Annotated in this window: 19 protein-coding genes; all 19 read left to right on the plus strand. The window is 59.4% G+C overall.

Going from position 1 to position 18,367, the window contains the following annotated elements; translation table 11 throughout:
* Positions 1-2 precede the first annotated feature (2 nt).
* Positions 3-623: an NADH-quinone oxidoreductase subunit C gene (locus tag VR74_RS07560; protein WP_045695635.1), complete on the plus strand. Its 621-nt coding sequence runs from the start codon at positions 3-5 to the stop codon at positions 621-623.
* Positions 623-1,828: an NADH-quinone oxidoreductase subunit D gene (locus tag VR74_RS07565; RefSeq protein ID WP_045695636.1), complete on the plus strand. Its 1,206-nt coding sequence runs from the start codon at positions 623-625 to the stop codon at positions 1,826-1,828. The genes VR74_RS07560 and VR74_RS07565 overlap by 1 nt, the downstream gene beginning before the upstream one ends.
* Positions 1,825-2,166 carry an SgcJ/EcaC family oxidoreductase gene (locus VR74_RS07570; protein ID WP_045695638.1) on the plus strand — a complete coding sequence of 114 codons (342 nt, stop codon included), beginning with the start codon at positions 1,825-1,827 and terminating at the stop codon, positions 2,164-2,166. Before VR74_RS07565 ends, VR74_RS07570 begins: the two co-directional genes overlap by 4 nt.
* 3 nt (positions 2,167-2,169) lie before the next feature.
* Entirely contained in the window at positions 2,170-2,619 is a 450-nt protein-coding gene (locus VR74_RS07575) for a VOC family protein (protein WP_045695639.1), read from the plus strand.
* Positions 2,620-3,426, plus strand: coding sequence for an NADH-quinone oxidoreductase subunit NuoE (gene nuoE, locus VR74_RS07580; protein WP_299949861.1), 807 nt, complete (start codon positions 2,620-2,622; stop codon positions 3,424-3,426).
* 3 nt (positions 3,427-3,429) lie between these two features.
* Positions 3,430-4,734 carry an NADH-quinone oxidoreductase subunit NuoF gene (gene nuoF / locus VR74_RS07585; RefSeq protein WP_045695641.1) on the plus strand — a complete coding sequence of 435 codons (1,305 nt, stop codon included), beginning with the start codon at positions 3,430-3,432 and terminating at the stop codon, positions 4,732-4,734.
* Positions 4,735-4,740: 6 nt separating this feature from the next.
* Entirely contained in the window at positions 4,741-6,840 is a 2,100-nt protein-coding gene (nuoG, locus tag VR74_RS07590) for an NADH-quinone oxidoreductase subunit NuoG (RefSeq protein ID WP_045695642.1), read from the plus strand.
* A gap of 9 nt (positions 6,841-6,849) precedes the next feature.
* The gene (nuoH, locus tag VR74_RS07595) at positions 6,850-7,941 is read left to right on the plus strand and encodes an NADH-quinone oxidoreductase subunit NuoH (RefSeq protein WP_045695643.1); all 1,092 of its coding nucleotides are present in this window, start codon (positions 6,850-6,852) and stop codon (positions 7,939-7,941) included.
* A complete protein-coding gene (gene nuoI / locus VR74_RS07600; RefSeq protein ID WP_045695645.1) occupies positions 7,938-8,423 on the plus strand; it encodes an NADH-quinone oxidoreductase subunit NuoI in 486 nt (161 codons plus the stop codon). Before nuoH ends, nuoI begins: the two co-directional genes overlap by 4 nt.
* 81 nt (positions 8,424-8,504) lie before the next feature.
* Positions 8,505-9,098: an NADH-quinone oxidoreductase subunit J gene (locus tag VR74_RS07605; RefSeq protein WP_299949862.1), complete on the plus strand. Its 594-nt coding sequence runs from the start codon at positions 8,505-8,507 to the stop codon at positions 9,096-9,098.
* A gap of 4 nt (positions 9,099-9,102) precedes the next feature.
* Positions 9,103-9,411, plus strand: a complete 309-nt coding sequence (nuoK, locus tag VR74_RS07610; RefSeq protein ID WP_045695647.1) for an NADH-quinone oxidoreductase subunit NuoK — start codon at positions 9,103-9,105, stop codon at positions 9,409-9,411.
* 6 nt (positions 9,412-9,417) lie between these two features.
* Positions 9,418-11,550 carry an NADH-quinone oxidoreductase subunit L gene (gene nuoL / locus VR74_RS07615; RefSeq protein ID WP_045695648.1) on the plus strand — a complete coding sequence of 711 codons (2,133 nt, stop codon included), beginning with the start codon at positions 9,418-9,420 and terminating at the stop codon, positions 11,548-11,550.
* Positions 11,550-13,049 carry an NADH-quinone oxidoreductase subunit M gene (locus VR74_RS07620; protein WP_045695650.1) on the plus strand — a complete coding sequence of 500 codons (1,500 nt, stop codon included), beginning with the start codon at positions 11,550-11,552 and terminating at the stop codon, positions 13,047-13,049. Before nuoL ends, VR74_RS07620 begins: the two co-directional genes overlap by 1 nt.
* Before the next feature lie 6 nt (positions 13,050-13,055).
* Complete coding sequence (nuoN, locus tag VR74_RS07625; protein WP_045695652.1) at positions 13,056-14,483, plus strand: NADH-quinone oxidoreductase subunit NuoN; 1,428 nt, start codon at positions 13,056-13,058, stop codon at positions 14,481-14,483.
* A complete protein-coding gene (locus VR74_RS07630) occupies positions 14,480-15,217 on the plus strand; it encodes a biotin--[acetyl-CoA-carboxylase] ligase (RefSeq protein ID WP_045695653.1) in 738 nt (245 codons plus the stop codon). The genes nuoN and VR74_RS07630 overlap by 4 nt, the downstream gene beginning before the upstream one ends.
* A 5-nt stretch (positions 15,218-15,222) precedes the next feature.
* Positions 15,223-15,990, plus strand: coding sequence for a type III pantothenate kinase (locus VR74_RS07635; protein WP_045695654.1), 768 nt, complete (start codon positions 15,223-15,225; stop codon positions 15,988-15,990).
* A gap of 6 nt (positions 15,991-15,996) precedes the next feature.
* Positions 15,997-17,682 (plus strand): ribonuclease J, encoded by a 1,686-nt coding sequence (locus VR74_RS07640; protein ID WP_045695656.1) that lies wholly within the window; start codon positions 15,997-15,999, stop codon positions 17,680-17,682.
* A 6-nt stretch (positions 17,683-17,688) separates the two neighbouring features.
* A complete protein-coding gene (mce, locus tag VR74_RS07645) occupies positions 17,689-18,117 on the plus strand; it encodes a methylmalonyl-CoA epimerase (protein ID WP_045695657.1) in 429 nt (142 codons plus the stop codon).
* Positions 18,117-18,350, plus strand: coding sequence for a DUF1467 family protein (locus VR74_RS07650; protein WP_045695659.1), 234 nt, complete (start codon positions 18,117-18,119; stop codon positions 18,348-18,350). The genes mce and VR74_RS07650 overlap by 1 nt, the downstream gene beginning before the upstream one ends.
* The last annotated feature ends 17 nt before the right edge of the window (positions 18,351-18,367 follow it).

Raw genomic sequence — 18,367 nt, forward strand, 5'->3', positions numbered from 1 at the left:
GGATGAGTATCGAAGCGCTAAGAGATCTCGCAGCCCATATTGAAACGACGCAGGCCGATGCCGTGCGTGCGTCGCAGATCGTGGTCGGCGAACTTACATTGTTCGCCGAGCGCGATCATGTCGTTCGCCTGTTGCGTTTCCTGCGTGACGACCAGCAGTGCAATTTCGAGACGCTGATCGATATCTGCGGCGTTGATTATCCAGAGCGGTCGGACCGTTTCGAGGTGGTCTACCACCTGCTGTCGATGCGCATGAACCATCGCATTCGTGTGCGTATCCGCACCGATGAAGAGGCGCCCGTGCCAAGCGCAACGGCCATCTGGCCGGCTGCGAACTGGTTCGAGCGTGAAGCGTTCGACATGTATGGAATCCAGTTTGCCGATCATCCGGACCTGCGCAGGATCCTCACCGACTATGGTTTCGAGGGCTATCCGCTGCGCAAGGATTTTCCTCTGACCGGGAATTATGAGGTTCGCTACGATGATCTGGAAAAGCGGGTTGTCTACGAACCGGTCCAGCTGACGCAGGAATACAGGAACTTCGATTTCCTCTCGCCCTGGGAAGGCATGACCAGCGAGATGCCCGGCGATGAGAAAGCCGTCTCCGAGGAGGCTCCCGAGTAATGGCTGATACGATCCACACTTCCATCGAGGACGAACGCAAGTTCACGCTGAATTTTGGCCCGCAGCATCCGGCTGCGCACGGCGTGCTTCGCATGATCATGGATCTGGATGGCGAGGTCGTGATGCGCATCGACAGCCATATCGGCCTGTTGCATCGCGGCACTGAGAAGCTTTTGGAATACAAGACGTTCCTGCAGGGGCTGCCTTATTTTGACCGGCTCGATTACTGCTCGCCAATGAACCAGGAGCATGCCTGGTGTCTCGCCATCGAAAAGCTGATGGGCATCAAGGTGCCGCGCCGGGCCAGCCTGATCCGGGTCATGTTCTCCGAGATCGGCCGGATCATGTCGCACATCCTGAACGTGACGACACAGGCCATGGATTGCGGCGCGCTGACGCCGATCACCTGGGGCTTTGAAGAGCGCGAGAAACTGTGCGTCTTCTATGAGCGCGCGTCGGGAAGCCGGATGCACGCGGCCTATTTCCGGCCGGGCGGGGTTCATCAGGACCTGCCGCAAGCCCTGATCGATGATATCGCCGAATGGTGCCTGCATTTCCCGGTGGCCATGAACCGTCTCGAGTCGCTGATCACCGAGAACCGTATCTTCAAGCAACGTAATGCCGATATTGGCGTCGTTGATGTGAAGACGATCATGGACTGGGGATTTACCGGCGTGATGGTGCGCGGCTCGGGCCTCACCTGGGACCTGCGCCGTGCGCAGCCTTATGAATGCTACGACGAGCTGGACTTCAAGGTTCCGGTTGGCCGGAACGGCGACAATTATGATCGCTATGTCTGCCGCATGGAGGAGATGAAGGAGTCGACCAAGATCATCCAGCAATGCATCGAATTGCTTGCAAAGGAAGGTCCAGGACCCGTTCTGCCGCGCGATTCCAAGCTGGCGCCACCGCGACGTGCTGAGATGAAGAACTCGATGGAGGCCCTTATCCATCACTTCAAACTCTATACAGAAGGTTTCCACGTGCCGGAGGGCGAATGTTACGCCGCCATCGAAGCGCCAAAAGGCGAATTTGGCGTGTATCTCGTGTCTGACGGCACCAACAAGCCCTACAGGGCCAAGGTTCGCGCACCAGGGTTCCCTCATCTTCAGGCGATGGACCACCTGTCCAAGGGCCACCAGCTGGCCGATGTTTCGGCAATCCTCGGCTCACTCGATATCGTGTTCGGGGAGGTGGACCGGTGAGTGTGTCTGCCGACCTCATCCAGCGCCAGCTCGATGCTTACAATGCGCAGGACATTGAAGCGTTTATGGCATGCTATGCGGAAGACGCCCTGCTGGCTGGCCTGAATGGCGCTGTCACACAAACGGGGCATGACGCCATCCGGGCGCGCCATCTGGACCTGTTCGCACAGCACCCGCAGAACCGTGCGGAGCTGGCCAACCGGATAGACCTTGGATCAACAGTGATCGACCACGAGCGGGTTGAGCGCATGCCGGGCGGCGAGCACTTTGAAGTGGCCGCAATCTACACAATCCGCGATGGCAGGATTGCCCGCGTTGATTTCGCGCGGGGCGCCTGAGATATGGCAGCCTTTCCGGAGCACAGGCTTTCAATTGTCACAATTGGCGTGCGGGATCGCGCGGCCCTGACCGGCTTCTATGAAACCGTCCTCGGCTTCAAGAATGTCGGCCCGGACGGCATGACCATGTTTGATATGGGCGGGTTCATTCTCGGCCTTTGGGAAGAAGACAAACTGGCTGACGATGCCGGATTGCCCAACAACCGGACGGGCGACTTCAAGGCCCTTGCGCTGGCATACAATGCACGTTCCATCGACGAGGTTGATGGCATTTTCGCTGAGCTTGCCAGTGCGGGCGTGACCATCACAACGCCGCCTCATAAGGCGTTCTGGGGCGGTTACTCGGGGTATTTCACCGACCCCGAAGGCAACGCCTGGGAAGTCGCGTACAACCCATTTTGGACATTGGACGAGGCAGGCCGCGTGGTGCTGCCCTCCATGGAGGACGTTTAGATGGCATTGCGCCGGTTCGATATCGAGGCGGGTGGCGATACGTTCGCTTTCAAGCCTGAAACAGAAGACAAGATCGCCTTCTGGCGCGCCAAGTATCCGGCGGACCGCCAGCGCTCGGCTGTGATCCCGATGCTGTGGCTGGCGCAGAAGGACAATAATGGCTGGCTGTCAGAGCCGGCGATGCGCGAAGTCGCTGACCGTCTCGAGATGCCGTATATCCGCGTCTATGAAGTGGCGACATTCTACACGATGTTCCGGATGCAGCCGGTGGGCAAGTTTCACATCCAGCTGTGTGGTACGACGCCCTGCATGCTGCGTGGCGCGGAAAAGCTGAAGGATGTCTGCAAAAAGGAAATCGGCCCGGCGATGTATGTCACCGACGACAAGCGCCTGTCCTGGGAAGAGGTTGAGTGTCTGGGCGCGTGTGTGAACGCACCGATGGCTCAGATCAACGATGACTATTATGAGGACCTGTCGGCGGACAGTTTCAGCAAGATCATCTCGAAACTCAAGAATGGTGCTGAAGCGCAGGCGGGTCCGCAGATTGACAGGGTCAATAGCGGTCCCGAAGGCGGAACAACCCTCCTCACAGAACCGCACCTGTTTGATGGCAGCCGGAACAATATCTCGGCCCTGCCAAACCTGCCGGTGCCCCCCGAAGATGCTAATGCGGAAGCCAAGGGCATGCCCAAGGAAGATGCACCAACGAACACCAAGCGTGAAACGCCGGAAACGGGTACGAGTGGCAAGACAACCCTGCTGCCCAAGCGCGATGAAACGACTGCCAAAAAAGGCGATGAGGACTAGGACATGTTGCAGGACAAGGACCGGATCTTCACAAATCTCTACGGACTTCACTCGCCGGGGCTGGAGGCAGCCAGGCAGCGTGGCGCGTGGCACCTGACGCGCGAAATGCTCGCGCTCGGGCCTGACTGGATTTGCGACCAGATCAAGGCGAGCGGCCTGCGTGGGCGTGGCGGCGCTGGCTTTCCCACAGGCCTGAAGTGGACCTTCATGCCCAAGGAAGTGCGTGAACGTCCTCACTATCTCGTTGTGAACGCCGACGAATCCGAGCCGGGCACTTGCAAGGACCGCGAGATCCTGCGGCACGACCCGCACCTGCTGATCGAAGGATGCATGGTGGCCAGCCGCGCTATGCGTGCCCACAAATGCTACGTCTACCTACGCGGCGAATACATTGCCGAGCGCCACGCCATGGAAGCCGCGATCAAGGAAGCCTATGAGGCCAAGCTGATTGGCGACAACAATGTCAACGGATGGGATTTCGACATCTACGTCCACCACGGCGCCGGCGCCTATATCTGCGGGGAAGAAACAGCCTTGCTCGAAAGCCTTGAGGGCAAGAAGGGCCAGCCGCGCATGAAGCCGCCATTCCCGGCCAATGCAGGCCTTTATGGCTGCCCGACAACCGTGAACAATGTGGAATCCATCGCTGTTGCGCCGACAATCCTGCGGCGCGGCGCCGAATGGTTTGCCGGTTTTGGCCGTCCGAACAATGCGGGCACCAAGCTGTTCTGCATATCCGGCCACGTGAACAAGCCATGCAATGTGGAAGAAGAGATGTCGATCACGTTCCGTGACCTGATCGATACGCATTGCGGCGGCATTCGCGGCGGCTGGGACAATCTGAAAGCCGTGATCCCCGGTGGCTCGTCCGTACCGATGGTACCGGCCGAACAGATCATGGACGCCTATATGGATTTCGACACGCTGCGTGACCTGAAGTCAGGTCTCGGCACGGCCGCTGTCATCGTGATGGACAAGGACACCGACCTGATCAAGGCGATCGCGCGGCTTGCCTATTTCTACAAGCACGAATCCTGTGGCCAGTGCACGCCATGCCGTGAAGGCACCGGCTGGATGTGGCGCGTGATGGAGCGCATGGTGAAGGGCGAGGCCGAGCATGACGAGATCGACACGCTGCTCGACGTGACCAAACAGGTCGAAGGCCACACGATCTGCGCGCTTGGCGACGCAGCGGCCTGGCCCATCCAGGGCCTGATCCGCCATTTCCGGCCCGAAATCGAAGACCGCATCAACCAGTATCGCTTGCCCCGCGCCATGGTGCAGGGCGCTGTGATTGCGGCGGAGTAGGAAGACATGTCCGACACGTTCAAACTCAATATCGACGGCCAGGACATTGAGGTCCCGAAGCACTACACGCTGATGCAGGCGTGTGAGGAAGCGGGCGCCGAGATTCCGCGCTTCTGCTACCATGAGCGCCTGTCGGTGGCCGGCAATTGCCGCATGTGCCTTGTCGAGTGGGAAGGCGCGCCTAAGCCGATTGCCTCCTGTGCCCAGACGGTGGGCGACATGCGCCCCAACCGGGATGGTTCTGCGCCGAACGTGCGCACCAAGGGTGACTATGTCCAGAAAGCCCGCAATGGCGTGATGGAATTCCTGCTGATCAATCACCCGCTCGATTGCCCGATTTGCGACCAGGGTGGTGAATGCGACCTGCAGGATCAGGCCATGGCTTATGGCCGGGGCGGTAGCCGCTATGAAGAAAACAAGCGCGCCGTTGACGACAAGTACATGGGCCCATTGGTCAAGACGATCATGACCCGCTGCATCCAGTGCACACGCTGCGTCCGCTTCGTGGCTGAGGTGGCGGGCGTGGAAGAGATCGGCATGATCTCTCGCGGCGAGAATGCCGAGATCACGACCTATCTCGAAAAGTCGCTGACATCGGAATTGTCCGGCAACGTGATCGACCTCTGCCCGGTGGGCGCCCTGACCTCTAAACCCTATGCGTTCAATGCGCGCCCCTGGGAGCTGCGCAAGACATCCTCGATCGACGTGATGGATGCCATGGGAGCCGCGATCCGCGTTGACGCCAAGGGCGCTGGTGTGATGCGCATCCTTCCGGAAACCAACGAGGAAGTGAACGAAGAGTGGATTTCCGACAAAACCCGCTTCGTGTGGGACGGCCTTGCCCGCCAGCGACTGGACCGGCCTTACGTTCGCGTGAACGGCAAGCTCGTCCCGGCAACATGGGGTGATGCATTCGCCGCTGCCAAGACCGCGCTCTCGGTGCCAGCCGACAAGATTGGCGTCATTGCGGGTGACCTGATCGAAGTCGAGCAGGCGAAAGCCGCCCTCGACATGTTCCGGGCTATGGGCGTCCAGAATACCGACTGCCGTCCTGTCGGCGCCGCATACGGCACTGACGGCGTGCGCGAGCGCTATATCCTCAACCCGACGCTGATGGGTGTGGAAGAGGCTGATGCCCTGTTGCTGATCGGCACAAACCCGCGCGTTGAAGCAGCGGTCTGGAACGCGCGCATCCGCAAGTCCTGGCTCTGGGGCGATCTCAAGGTTGGCGTGATCGGACAAGCGGCCGATCTGACTTATGATTATGACCATCTGGGCGCAGGTGGCGATGCACTCACCAATGTTGCTGACAGCGGTTTCTACAAGGTTCTGAAAGACGCAAAGCGTCCGCTGGTCGTGGTCGGGGAAGGCGCTCTGTGCCGCGAAGATGGCCAGGCGATCCTGGCGGCAGCGCAGCAACTCGCTCTGGACGTCGGCGCAGTCTCAGACGGCTGGGCCGGTTTTGGCGTTCTGCACAATGCTGCAGGGCGTGTCGGCGCACTGGATGCGGGTTTCGTTCCCGGTGAGAACGGCAAAACAACATCGGAAATCCTTGGCGGCGGCATGGATACGGTTGTCCTGCTTGGCGCAGACGAAGCCGGTCTTTCGGCTCTTGGCGGCGCAACGGTGATCTATGTCGGTTCGCATGGCGATGCGGGCGCTGCCCGCGCAGACATCATCCTGCCTTGCGCCACCTACACCGAAATGGATGCGACCTATGTGAATACGGAAGGCCGGGTCCAGATGACCACGCGCGCGGTACAGCCGAAGGGCGAGGCCCGTGAAGGCTGGGCGATCTTCCGCGCCCTGTCCGAGGTGATCTGGAAGGCGCTGCCTTATGACACAGCCGACGCCCTGCGTGCGAACCTGCGCGGAGCGGATGGCAAGAATACGGCGTTTTCAGGCTTGGGATTTGCGCCTGGGGCTCGCGGCGTCTCTGCGCTTCAGACTGTCAGTTCTGAAACCGGCGGATCCATCAAGGCGGATGCTTTCAAGTCGGTTATCGAAGATTTTTACCTGACAAATCCTATCACCCGCGCATCCAGGACCATGGCGGAGTGTTCAGCGCTCAGCACGGGCCTAGACACTCCGGTAGCGGCGGAGTAGGGCGGCGGCATGAGCAATCTCATCGAGTCTTTCGGCGATTTCACCGGCTTCTGGATGGTGCTTGGCCAGATTGGCCTGTTCACCCTGGTTCTGTTGCTGTCCATCGCATTCCTGCTTCTTCTGGATCGCAAGATCTGGGCTGGCGTGATGATGCGCAAGGGCCCGAACGTGGTCGGCCCGTTCGGCCTGCTTCAGTCCTTTGCAGATTTCGGGAAGTTCCTGCTCAAGGAAATTGTCATTCCGGCCGGGGCCAACAAGACAGTGTTCCTGATCGCCCCAATCCTCACCTGTACGTTGGCCTTCGTTGCCTGGGCCGCCATTCCGGTCGCGCCTGGAACCGTATCGGGCACGAGCTGGGTCGTCTCGAACCTCAATGTCGGCGTGCTCTATCTCTTCGCCATCAGTTCGCTTGGTGTCTACGGCATCATCATGGGTGGCTGGGCATCGAACTCCAAATACCCGTTCCTCGGTGCGTTGCGGTCTGCCGCCCAGATGGTGTCTTACGAGGTGTCGATCGGCTTCATCATCGTCACGGTCATCCTGCTGACGGGATCCATGAATCTCAGCGTGATTGTTGAGAACCAGTCAGGCGGTTTCTGGAACTGGCACGCGTTCAGCCTGCAGTATTTCCCGCTGATCTTCGTCATGTTCCCGATGTTCGTGATGTTCTTCATCTCGGCGCTAGCGGAAACCAACCGTCCACCGTTCGACCTGCCGGAGGCTGAATCCGAACTCGTCGCGGGCTACCAGGTCGAATACGGCTCGACGCCCTACCTGCTTTTCATGTTGGGCGAGTACCTGAACATCGTCCTGATGTGCGCCATGATGACCATCCTTTTCCTGGGCGGCTGGCACGGGCCATTTGCACTGGGTGATGCGGTCCAGGACTGGCCGCCATTGCTGCTGAGCCTGTCGGGCCTGTTCTGGTTCATGCTGAAGATCCTGTTCTTCTTCTTCATGTTCGCGATGGTGAAGGCGATTGTGCCCCGGTATCGCTATGACCAGTTGATGCGTCTCGGCTGGAAGATCTTTCTGCCCACGTCGCTCGCCGCCGTTTTGATCGTCGCGGGTTACGTCGCCTATACCGGAGTACAGTCATGAGCATTGCGCAGACCATTCGCGGCGCGCTGCTGACGGATTTCATTGGAGCGTTCTGGTCGGCCCTGCGGGAAATGTTCCGCCGCAAGGCGACCGTGAACTATCCGTTCGAGAAGAACCCGCTGAGCCCGCGATTCCGCGGGGAGCATGCTCTGCGCCGGTATGCCAGCGGCGAAGAGCGTTGCATTGCCTGCAAACTGTGCGAAGCGGTGTGCCCGGCGCAGGCGATCACGATCGAAGCGGAGCCACGCGCAGACGGCGCGAGGCGTACCACGCGCTACGACATCGACATGGTGAAGTGCATCTATTGCGGCTTTTGCCAGGAAGCATGCCCGGTAGATGCGATCGTCGAAGGGCCGAATTTTGAATTCGCGACAGAGACGCGGGAAGAATTGTTCTATGACAAGGACCGCCTGCTGGCGAATGGCGACCGCTGGGAACGCCTTATCGCAAAGAACCTGGAGCTGGACGCGCCCTATCGATAGGGCACGACGGCAGAGAGATTAAACCGGAGCGGAGAGGCCAATGGGCCTCGCTCGCTCCACCAGATAGGGGCTTAGAGGGCTTTGGCAGTTTATGCATTCTGGATACTGGCCGCGATCGTGGTCCTGTCTGCGGTCATGGTGATTGCAGCGCGCAATCCCGTGCACTCAGTCCTGTTCCTGATCCTCGCCTTCTTCACGTCGGCAGGCTTGCTTGTCCTCATCGGGGCAGAGTTCCTGGCCATGCTACTTGTCGTCGTTTATGTCGGCGCCGTGGCCGTGTTGTTCCTGTTTGTCGTCATGATGCTGGATGTCGACTTTGTGGAATTGAAACAGGGCTTTCTGAGCTATCTGCCGTTCGGACTGTTTGTGGGCGCCGTATTCCTCGCCGAGATCGTCCTCGCATCCTTTGCGGGCCTTGAGAACCATGTCGGGGCGTTTGACGCATCGCCCGGCGCCGAAACCAATGCCGAGGCCATCGGGCAGGTCATGTACACCCAATACATGCTGCTGTTCCAGCTCGCCGGCATCGTCCTGCTCGTCGCCATGATCGGCGCCATCGTCCTGACATTGCGACACAGGCCCGAAACCAAACGGCAGAGCATCGCCAAACAGACAGCGCGTCGCCGTTCAGACGCGTTCGAATTGAAGGACCCGAGCTCCGGGCAGGGGATCTGACATCATGGACCTTGGACTTTCCCACTACCTCGCCGTCTCGGCGGCCCTGTTCACGATTGGAGTCGTGGGCATCTTCGTGAACCGGAAGAACATCATCGTCATCCTGATGGCGATTGAATTGATCTTGCTGTCCGTGAACCTGAACCTGATCGCATTTTCAGTCTTCAACGGCGATATCGCCGGTCAGATCTTCGCCATGCTCGTCTTGACCGTCGCGGCCGCTGAAGCCGCTGTCGGCCTCGCCATTCTCGTCGTCTATTTCCGCAATCGCGGCGATATTGCGGTCGAGAATGTCGACCTGATGAAAGGTTAGAGGCTGATGCTGCCGGACATTTTCATTCTATTCATCGTTCTAGCACCTGGAATCGTCGCCTTGACGGGGCTGGTGCACAAGCAGATCGGCGACGGGCCTGTGATGTTCCTGACGACAGGAACCGTTCTCCTGGCCGGCGCCCTTTCGCTGTTCCAGTTGTTTGCCTACGTCGCCGGGATTGGCGGAGCCGAGACCCATGGGGAAGACCTCGGCCATGCAGCTGAAGCGGTTGCAGCCAATGGCGCGCATATCATTACGCTGATGCCGTGGATCAATGTCGGAGACTTCCAGGCCAATTGGGCGATCCGGATCGATACGCTGTCCATCGTGATGATGGCCGTCATCACGGGCGTCTCGGGTCTCGTTCATCTCTATTCGTGGGGATATATGAGCGAAGATCCTCATCGGTCGCGTTTCTTTGCCTACCTCTCGCTGTTCACGTTCGCGATGCTGTCACTCGTGGTGGCAGACAATTTCCTGCAGCTGTTCTTCGGCTGGGAAGGCGTCGGCCTTGCATCGTATCTGCTGATCGGTTTCTGGTACACGAAGAAGGCGCCAAACGATGCGTCGATCAAGGCGTTCGTGACCAATCGCGTCGGCGATTTCGGTCTGGCGCTGGGCATCATGGCCGTATTCATGGTGTTCGGCTCCGTCGAGTTCGAGCCGGTTCTGTCCGCCATACGCGAGAATGCGATTGTCACGCCTCTGGCTTTCGGAGAAGCCGCACCTGCGCGCGAAGCGGTCGTCGAGTTCCTTGGCCAGCGCGTCTATGCGCTTGAACTGATCGGCATCCTTCTTTTCATCGGCGCGATGGGCAAGTCGGCGCAATTCTTCCTTCACGTCTGGCTGCCGGATGCCATGGAGGGCCCGACGCCCGTCTCGGCCCTCATCCACGCGGCCACCATGGTGACGGCAGGGGTCTACCTCGTGTGCCTCATGTCGCCTCTGTATGAGCACACGCTCTACGCGGCAGGCATGGTCACGATTATCGGTGCCGTCACGGCCTTGTACGCCGCCACGGTTGGCATGGCGCAGAATGATATCAAGCGCGTGATTGCGTATTCGACCTGTTCCCAACTCGGTTACATGTTCTTCGCGGCAGGTATCGGTGCCTATGAAGCGGCCATGTTCCATCTCTTCACGCACGCCTTCTTCAAGGCGCTTCTCTTCCTCGGTGCGGGGTCGGTCATTCACGGCATGCACCACGAGCAGGACATGCGGCGCATGGGCGGTCTGGCGAAATACATGCCGCTGACCTATGCCGCGATGATGATCGGTACGATTGCCATTATCGGTCTTGGCATTCCGCACACGCTTATCGGCTTCTCGGGCTTCTTCTCCAAGGATGCCATTCTGGAGAGCGCGTTTGCAGCAGGTGAACATCACGTGATGTTTGGCCAGGTTGCATTCTGGTTTGGCATCGTCGCTGCGCTGCTCACCAGCTTCTATTCGTGGCGTCTGATCTACATGACCTTCCATGGCCCGAGGGCCTCAGCAGAACACCATGATGATGGTCACGGGCATGCGGCCGCAGAGGATCATGCTCATGGTCACGACGCGCATGCGCATGAGCCGCATGAAAGCCCGGCAGTTATGCTGATCCCGCTCGGACTGCTCAGCCTGGGTGCCATGTTTGCCGGTTTCTATTTCCACGACTGGTTTGTCGGGAATCAGGAAACGGCATTCTGGGGCGGATCGATCTATTCTGCCGCCGAAAACCACGTGCTCCATGACCGGCACAATGTGCCCGAATGGGTCCTCTGGGCGCCGCTCGCTGTTACAATGGCCGGTTTCCTGATCGCAACCATGACCTATTTCTTCAATCGCGGATTCGGAAAGCGTATCGCCGACAGTGGCGGGCCGCTGCATACGCTGTTCTCGAACAAATGGTATTTCGACGAACTCTACAATGCGACCCTCATCAAGGGCTCCGCATTTCTGGGGGAGATATTCTGGAAAGCGGACAAGAAAATCATCGATGGCGTGGGGCCTGATGGCGCCGCGTCCGTGACCCGCTGGAGTGCACGGCGCCTGTCGGCCATGCACACAGGCTACCTGTATCATTATGCGTTCGTGATCATTGGTGCTGCGCTGGTCTTTGGCGCCATCATGTGGCTGCGGGCCGGAGGAGTAAACTGATGGGCGGGTTTCCCATTCTTTCGGCAGTCATCCTGCTGCCCCTGATCGGTGCGCTCATAATCATGGGTGTGCGGACCGCTACGGCAGGCAGCTTCAGCAAGGAAGAGGCCGGCAAGGACAGCCGCGCAGCCTTGCTTGCGGGCCTGATCATATCCGGTGCGACATTCGTCGCGTCCGTCGCGGCGTTCCTGACGTTCGATGCAACGACGGCAGGTTACCAGCTGGTTGAGCAGTATGCCTGGTACGGCGCGATCACGTACAAGGTGGGTGTGGACGGCCTGTCGATGCCGCTCATCCTGCTGACGACCTTCCTCACGCCGATCTGCCTGCTGGCCAGCTGGAATTCGATTCATACGCGTGTGACCGAGTACGTCGTCGCGTTTCTCGTGCTTGAGACATTCATGCTCGGCGTGTTCGCCGCGCTCGACATTGTTCTCTTCTACATCTTCTTCGAAGCAGGCCTTATCCCGATGTTCCTCATCATCGGCATTTGGGGCGGCAAGGACAAGATCTACGCGGCCTTCAAGTTCTTCCTGTACACGCTCTTGGGTTCATTGCTCATGCTGGTAGCGGTCGTGTACATGTTCCAGGTCGCAGGGTCTTCTGACATTGAAGTCCTTGAGAAATATGCCTTCGCACCTGAAGTGCAGACATGGCTATGGCTGGCATTTGCGGCCTCCTTTGCCGTGAAATTGCCCATGTGGCCGTTCCATACCTGGTTGCCCGACGCTCACGTACAGGCGCCGACGGCTGGCTCAGTCATTCTTGCCGGCGTGTTGCTGAAAATGGGCGGCTACGGATTCCTGCGATTCTCGCTACCCATGTTCCCCGACGCGAGCCAGTTGTTCCAGCCTGCGATGTTTGCACTGGCCGTGATCGCGATCGTCTACACGTCGCTGGTGGCCTGGCGCCAGACGGACATGAAGAAGCTCATCGCATATTCGTCCGTCGCGCATATGGGCTTCGTGACACTCGGCATCTTCTCGTTCAACGAAACGGGCGTGCAGGGCGCGATCTTCCAGATGTTGAGCCACGGCCTGATTTCAGGCGCGCTGTTCCTCATCGTCGGCGTCGTCTACGACCGGATGCATACACGGGAAATCGCGGCCTATGGCGGGCTGGTCAACCGTATGCCTGTCTATGCGGCTCTGTTCATGCTGTTCACCATGGCGAATGTCGGCTTGCCGGGCACAAGCGGGTTCGTCGGCGAGATACTCACCATGGTTGGGGGCTTCCAGGCATCGACCTGGGCTGCAGCTGGCGCCGCACTCGGCGTGATCTTCTCAGCGGTCTACATGCTGACCCTGTATCGCCGGACCGTTTTCGGCGAGGTGACGAACCCTAAGCTCAATGACATCCGCGACATGAATCTTGTCGAACTGGTCTGCATCGTGCCGCTGGCCTTGCTCACCATTTTGTTCGGTCTCGCACCCAACCTGATTTTTCACATTACTGAAGGGGCGACCAACCGTGTGCTGTCCCTGATGGTCGGAGGCTGACGGCCCATGCTCGACTATACTGCCATGATCCTTGCTATCGGTCCGGAGCTCTGGCTTGCGGCTGCTGGCCTTGTGGGCGTGCTGCTCGGTGCGATGTTGAAAGACCGGTTCAATGGTCTCTCGTTCAAATATGGCGCGCTGGCATTGTTCGGCGCCGCGGCTCTATCGCTGCTGTTCTATCAGGGCGGTGAAGCCTTTGGCGGCCTGGTGCGCACAAACACGTTCGTGAACTTCGCCAAGTTCGTCAGCTTCTCAGTGGGTGGTTTTGCACTGATCATGTCTGAGGGATTCCTGAGGCGGCATGACACAATCCGTTACGAGTACGTCCTGCTGACCATTTTTGCGAGCCTGGGCATGGGTATCATCCTGTCCGCCGCGGATCTGATGACTCTCTACATGGGTATCGAGACGCTCAGCCTGTCGTCTTACGTGCTCGCGGCGTTTCATCGGGATTCGGCCCGGTCGTCGGAGGCTGGCCTGAAATATTTCGTACTCGGAGCGCTGGCGTCAGGGATGCTCTTGTATGGCGCATCGCTCGTTTACGGCTTTGCTGGCACGACCAATTATGCGGGCATTTCCAGCGCAGCCCCCTCGATCGGCCTGATGTTCGGCATGGTCCTGATGATCGTGGGACTAGCATTCAAGGTATCGGCGGCCCCGATGCACGTCTGGACGCCGGACGTCTATGAAGGCGCCCCGACTCCTGTTGGTGCTTTCTTCGCCTCGGCTCCGAAAATGGCATCGATGGTCGTGTTCGCGAACGTGATGTTTACGGCTTTCGGAAGCGTCATGGATGACTGGCAGATGATCATTGCGATCATTTCCGGCCTCTCGATGCTTGTTGGGTCGTTCGGTGCTCTGACGCAAACCAATATCAAGCGCCTGCTCGGTTATTCGTCCATCGCCAATGTCGGTTATGCGCTTGTTGCTGTCGCGGCAGGACAGGCGAGCGGGGCAGGGGCGTTGCTGATTTTCATGACGCTCTACGTGATTTCATCCCTCGGGCTCTTTGCCGGTGTTCTCGCGATGCGCCGTCGCGGCGGGATGGTTGAAAGCATCGATGAATTTGGCGGGCTGATGAGCACCCGCCCATGGCTCGCGATCGCCTTGTCGATCCTGATTTTCTCGATCGCTGGCCTGCCGCCATTCGGCGGGTTCTTCGGCAAGTGGGAAGTGTTCAACGCGGGCCTAAATGCGGGCCTGCTGCCCCTGGCGATCATTCTTGTTGTCGCATCGGTCGTGTCGCTTGGCTACTATCTGCGCATCGTAAAAATCATGTGGTTTGATGAGCCGAAAGAGCGCTTCGAGCCGATCGATGGATCCGTCACTCTCACGGTTCTGATTTCCGCCTTTGTGGCCGGCATCCTGTTCCTTGTCTTCATCAACCAACTGGCTGACTGGGCCAATGGTGCCGCGCTGGGACTGGCCTCTTGAGTCTGGCCTGGCCCGTCTACCAGCTCGGAGCGACGGATAGCACGAACAGTGAAGCCAAACGACGCGTCGCCACTGGCGCGTTCGTTGATTGCTGGCTGGTTGCCGAGTCACAGTCGTCCGGGCGGGGCCGCTTGCAGAAGAGCTGGGTATCGCCGGCCGGCAATCTGTTTGCGACTGCACTGTTCCGGGAACCCGGCGGGTTGGTGGTTGCATCCCGGATGCCGTTCGCATCGGCGCTTGCCGTTAGCGACGTGGCCCTGCTGTTTGCGCCAGAAGCCGATGTGCGCCTAAAGTGGCCGAACGATGTGCGGATCGATGGTGCCAAACTTTCAGGCATTCTCATCGAAACAGGCGGCTCAGGGGCGGAGACATGGGTGGCAGCCGGTATCGGCATCAATGTCATGCATGCACCGGACGCTGCGGGCCAGCGCGCGGCAAGCATTTCAACACTTCGCGGCGATCTGGCCGTCACAACAGACATGGTGCTGGAAGCATTGCGCAAGGCGTTTGCCCAGCGTCTGATCCAGTCCCACGAGGGCTTCGACGGTTTGCGCAGGAACTGGCTGGAGCGGGCCGAAGGCCTGGGCGGGACTGTTCGCGTGACAGCGTCCGGCACGCCCGTTGAGGGCGTATTCGAGGATATGGACATGTCTGGGGCACTCGTCCTCAGATTGCCCGATGGCGCCCGGCAGACCATAAGGGCCGGAGATGTTGATCTGATAGGGAGAGTTTGAGCGCCATGCTGCTTGCGATAGACGTCGGTAACACCAATACCCTGTTCGCTGTCCATGACGGCACTGACTGGGTGGTACAGTGGCGCAGCGCCACAGAGGCGCGCAAGACGGCCGACGACCACGCCGCCTGGTTGTGGCGGCTGGCCGACATGCACGGCATGGACCTGAGCCAGATTAACGGCTGCGTGATTTCCACGGTGGTGCCACAGGCCGTATTCAACTTTCGCAACCTTGCGCGGCGCTATCTAAACGTCGAGCCGATGTTCATTGGTGACGCGAACCTGAAGACAGGCGTCGAGATCCGCATTCACCGGCCTGAGCAGGTCGGCGCTGACCGTATCGTCAGCGCATTGGGCGCGCATGTTTCCTACCCCGGCAACCTGATCGTCATTGATAGTGGCACGGCCACGACCTTCGACATCGTTGCGGCTGATGGCGGTTTTGAGGGCGGTATCATCTCGCCCGGGATCAACCTTTCGGTCAGCGCGCTGCATGACGCGGCGGCCCAGTTGCCGCGCATCGCGATCCAGCGTCCGAGCCAGGTTATCGGCCAGGATACGATCAGTGCCATGCAGTCTGGTGTGTTCTGGGGTTATATCGACCTGATTGACGGGCTGGTGCGCCGGATCAAGGCCGAGTATGGAAAGCCCATGAAAGTGGTCGCCACCGGCGGCGTTGCCTCCCTGTTCGAGGGTGCCAGCGAAACAATTGACCACTATGACCCGGATATCCTCATCTCGGGACTTCTCGAAATCTACAAACGTAACAAATAGGACCTTATGGCCGATTCAGCACACCTTTCCGACGAACTCGTTTTCCTGCCACTCGGGGGATGCGAAGAAATCGGCATGAACCTGAACGCCTATGGGTATGGTCCCCCCCATGCGCGCCGTTGGATTCTGGTTGATGTCGGCGTGACTTTTGGCGGGCTCGATACACCGGGAATCGACCTGATTTGTGCTGATCCCGAATATCTCGTGGGCGAGCACATTGACGCGATCTTCCTGACACATGCCCATGAAGACCATATTGGCGCTGTCGGACTGCTCTATCCGCGCCTGAAGACCAAGGCGCCTATTTATGCGACTCCCTTCACGACGGAACTCGTGCGTTCGAAGATGATTGAACGGGGTGTCGATCCCCGGTGGCTGAAGCCGGTCGCACTGGGAGGGACGGTTGTCGCAGGGCCGTTCTCGGTCACCTATGTCACGCTGACCCATTCCATTCCCGAGCCCAACGCGCTCGCCATCGAGACGCCAGCCGGTATCATCCTGCACACTGGTGACTGGAAGATCGACCCGGATCCGCAGATTGGCGGCCCCACGGACATCAAGGCACTCACCGCGCTGGGCGACCGGGGCGTGCTCGCCATGGTTTGCGACTCCACGAACGTCTTCGAGGACGGCGAGGCGGGGTCGGAAGAGAGCGTGAAGCAAGGCCTGATCGACCTGATCGGCGAGCAGAAGCAAGCTGTGGCTGTCACGACCTTCGCGTCCAATGTCGCGCGGGTGAAGTCGATCATTGAAGCCGCCGAGCATGCGGGGCGCAGTGTTTGCCTCGTCGGCCGCAGCATGCACCGTATCACGGATGCGGCGAAGGCGGTGGGCATCCTGTCGCGCAATCTGGAATTCGTGGACGAATCTGATGCCAAGACCATGCCGTCAGAAAACATCCTGTACCTATGCACCGGCAGCCAGGGCGAGGACCGCGCGGCCCTGGCGCGGATTGCCCGGAACGACCATCGCAATGTCTCGCTGGGCGAAGGCGATTGCGTGATTTTCTCGTCACGGATCATTCCCGGCAATGAGCGCGAAATCTTTGCGATGCAGAATTCACTGGCCGATCAGGGAGTCAGGGTCATTACGCCGCGCATGGTCAAGGCGCCGATCCACGTTTCGGGGCACCCTTGCCGAGGCGAATTGCAGCGCATGTACCAATGGGTGCGTCCGAAGATAGCCGTGCCTGTGCATGGTGAGCGCCGGCACATCATGGAGCACGCCGCCTATGCCAAGACCTTGCAGGTGCCGCAAACGATTGCACCCCGCAACGGCAGCCTGGTCCGTCTGGCGCCGGGCGATGCCGAGATTATCGATCTCGTTCCGGCGGGCCGGCTCCTGCTCGACGGGAAATTCCTGATCCCGGAGGGCGCGCAGGGCCTGAATGAGCGCCGCAAGCTGGCGGAAAACGGTGTTGTGCTGGCCAGTGTCGTGATCGACGAGGCCGGAGACGTGATCGACGGCCCCGTCGTGGTTGTACGTGGCTTCTCTGAAACAGACGGCCGGCTGGCTGATGAGAGCCTTGATGAACTGGACGAGGCGGCAGACGCGGCTGTGACAAAGATGAAGCGCAAGAATCGCCTCGATGATGAAATGGTTGAGCGCGAAGTTGGCCGCGCATTGCGCAAGGCCTGCGAGTCGGTGTTCGGGCGCCGCCCCATGATTGATGTGACAGTATTGAGGAGTTGACCTGAGATGAGCGAATTCAAACTTGGCCCGCTGAACCATGTCGGCGTCGCCGTTCCCGATATTGAAGAGGCGTGCGACACCTATCGCAACCTGTACAATGCAACGGATATTACGACCCCCTTCGACATGCCCGAGCAGGGTGTGAAGGTCTGTTTCGTGAACCTGCCGAACGCGCAGATCGAACTGATCGAACCGCTGAACGCGGAGTCGCCGATTGCAAACTTCATCGCCAAGAACCCCAAGGGCGGGCAGCATCACGTATGCTTCGAGGTTGAAGACATCAACCAGGCCGTTGAGGAGATGGGCAAGCGCGGGGCGACTGTCCTCGGCAAGCCCCGCATCGGGGCGCATGGCACGATGATCATTTTCGTCCACCCAAAGAATTCCAATGGTGTCCTGATCGAACTCATGGAAACACCCAAAGGCGCCCACTGATGACCATCGGCGGCACGATTGTCGTTTTCGTCATGGTCTGGTGGGTCTGCTTCTTTGCGGTCCTGCCGATCGGTGTGCGCGGCCAATTCGAGGACGGCGAGCCGACACCTGGTACGGAAGAAGGCGCACCTTCCCAGCCGATGCTGCTCAAGAAGGTAATCTGGGCGACCATTGGTGCCGTCATCCTGACCGCAATTGCGGCATTGGTTGTGCCGCTACTCCTTGCGAACTAGGGGCGGCTGCGGCTAGT

The organism is Hyphomonas sp. BRH_c22 (assembly GCF_000961795.1).
Classification (GTDB): domain Bacteria; phylum Pseudomonadota; class Alphaproteobacteria; order Caulobacterales; family Hyphomonadaceae; genus Hyphomonas.

Bases quoted from the DNA above. Each gene is read 5' to 3' on its own strand.
- nuoH (WP_045695643.1), top strand. From the start codon at position 6,850: ATGAGCAATCTCATCGAGTCTTTCGGCGATTTCACCGGCTTCTGGATG.
- VR74_RS07560 (WP_045695635.1), top strand. From the start codon at position 3: ATGAGTATCGAAGCGCTAAGAGATCTCGCAGCCCATATTGAAACGACG.
- VR74_RS07650 (WP_045695659.1), top strand. From the start codon at position 18,117: ATGACCATCGGCGGCACGATTGTCGTTTTCGTCATGGTCTGGTGGGTC.
- VR74_RS07565 (WP_045695636.1), top strand. From the start codon at position 623: ATGGCTGATACGATCCACACTTCCATCGAGGACGAACGCAAGTTCACG.
- mce (WP_045695657.1), top strand. From the start codon at position 17,689: ATGAGCGAATTCAAACTTGGCCCGCTGAACCATGTCGGCGTCGCCGTT.
- nuoF (WP_045695641.1), top strand. From the start codon at position 3,430: ATGTTGCAGGACAAGGACCGGATCTTCACAAATCTCTACGGACTTCAC.
- nuoI (WP_045695645.1), top strand. From the start codon at position 7,938: ATGAGCATTGCGCAGACCATTCGCGGCGCGCTGCTGACGGATTTCATT.
- nuoE (WP_299949861.1), top strand. From the start codon at position 2,620: ATGGCATTGCGCCGGTTCGATATCGAGGCGGGTGGCGATACGTTCGCT.
- VR74_RS07635 (WP_045695654.1), top strand. From the start codon at position 15,223: ATGCTGCTTGCGATAGACGTCGGTAACACCAATACCCTGTTCGCTGTC.
- nuoK (WP_045695647.1), top strand. From the start codon at position 9,103: ATGGACCTTGGACTTTCCCACTACCTCGCCGTCTCGGCGGCCCTGTTC.
- VR74_RS07575 (WP_045695639.1), top strand. From the start codon at position 2,170: ATGGCAGCCTTTCCGGAGCACAGGCTTTCAATTGTCACAATTGGCGTG.
- nuoG (WP_045695642.1), top strand. From the start codon at position 4,741: ATGTCCGACACGTTCAAACTCAATATCGACGGCCAGGACATTGAGGTC.
- nuoL (WP_045695648.1), top strand. From the start codon at position 9,418: ATGCTGCCGGACATTTTCATTCTATTCATCGTTCTAGCACCTGGAATC.
- VR74_RS07640 (WP_045695656.1), top strand. From the start codon at position 15,997: ATGGCCGATTCAGCACACCTTTCCGACGAACTCGTTTTCCTGCCACTC.
- VR74_RS07620 (WP_045695650.1), top strand. From the start codon at position 11,550: ATGGGCGGGTTTCCCATTCTTTCGGCAGTCATCCTGCTGCCCCTGATC.
- nuoN (WP_045695652.1), top strand. From the start codon at position 13,056: ATGCTCGACTATACTGCCATGATCCTTGCTATCGGTCCGGAGCTCTGG.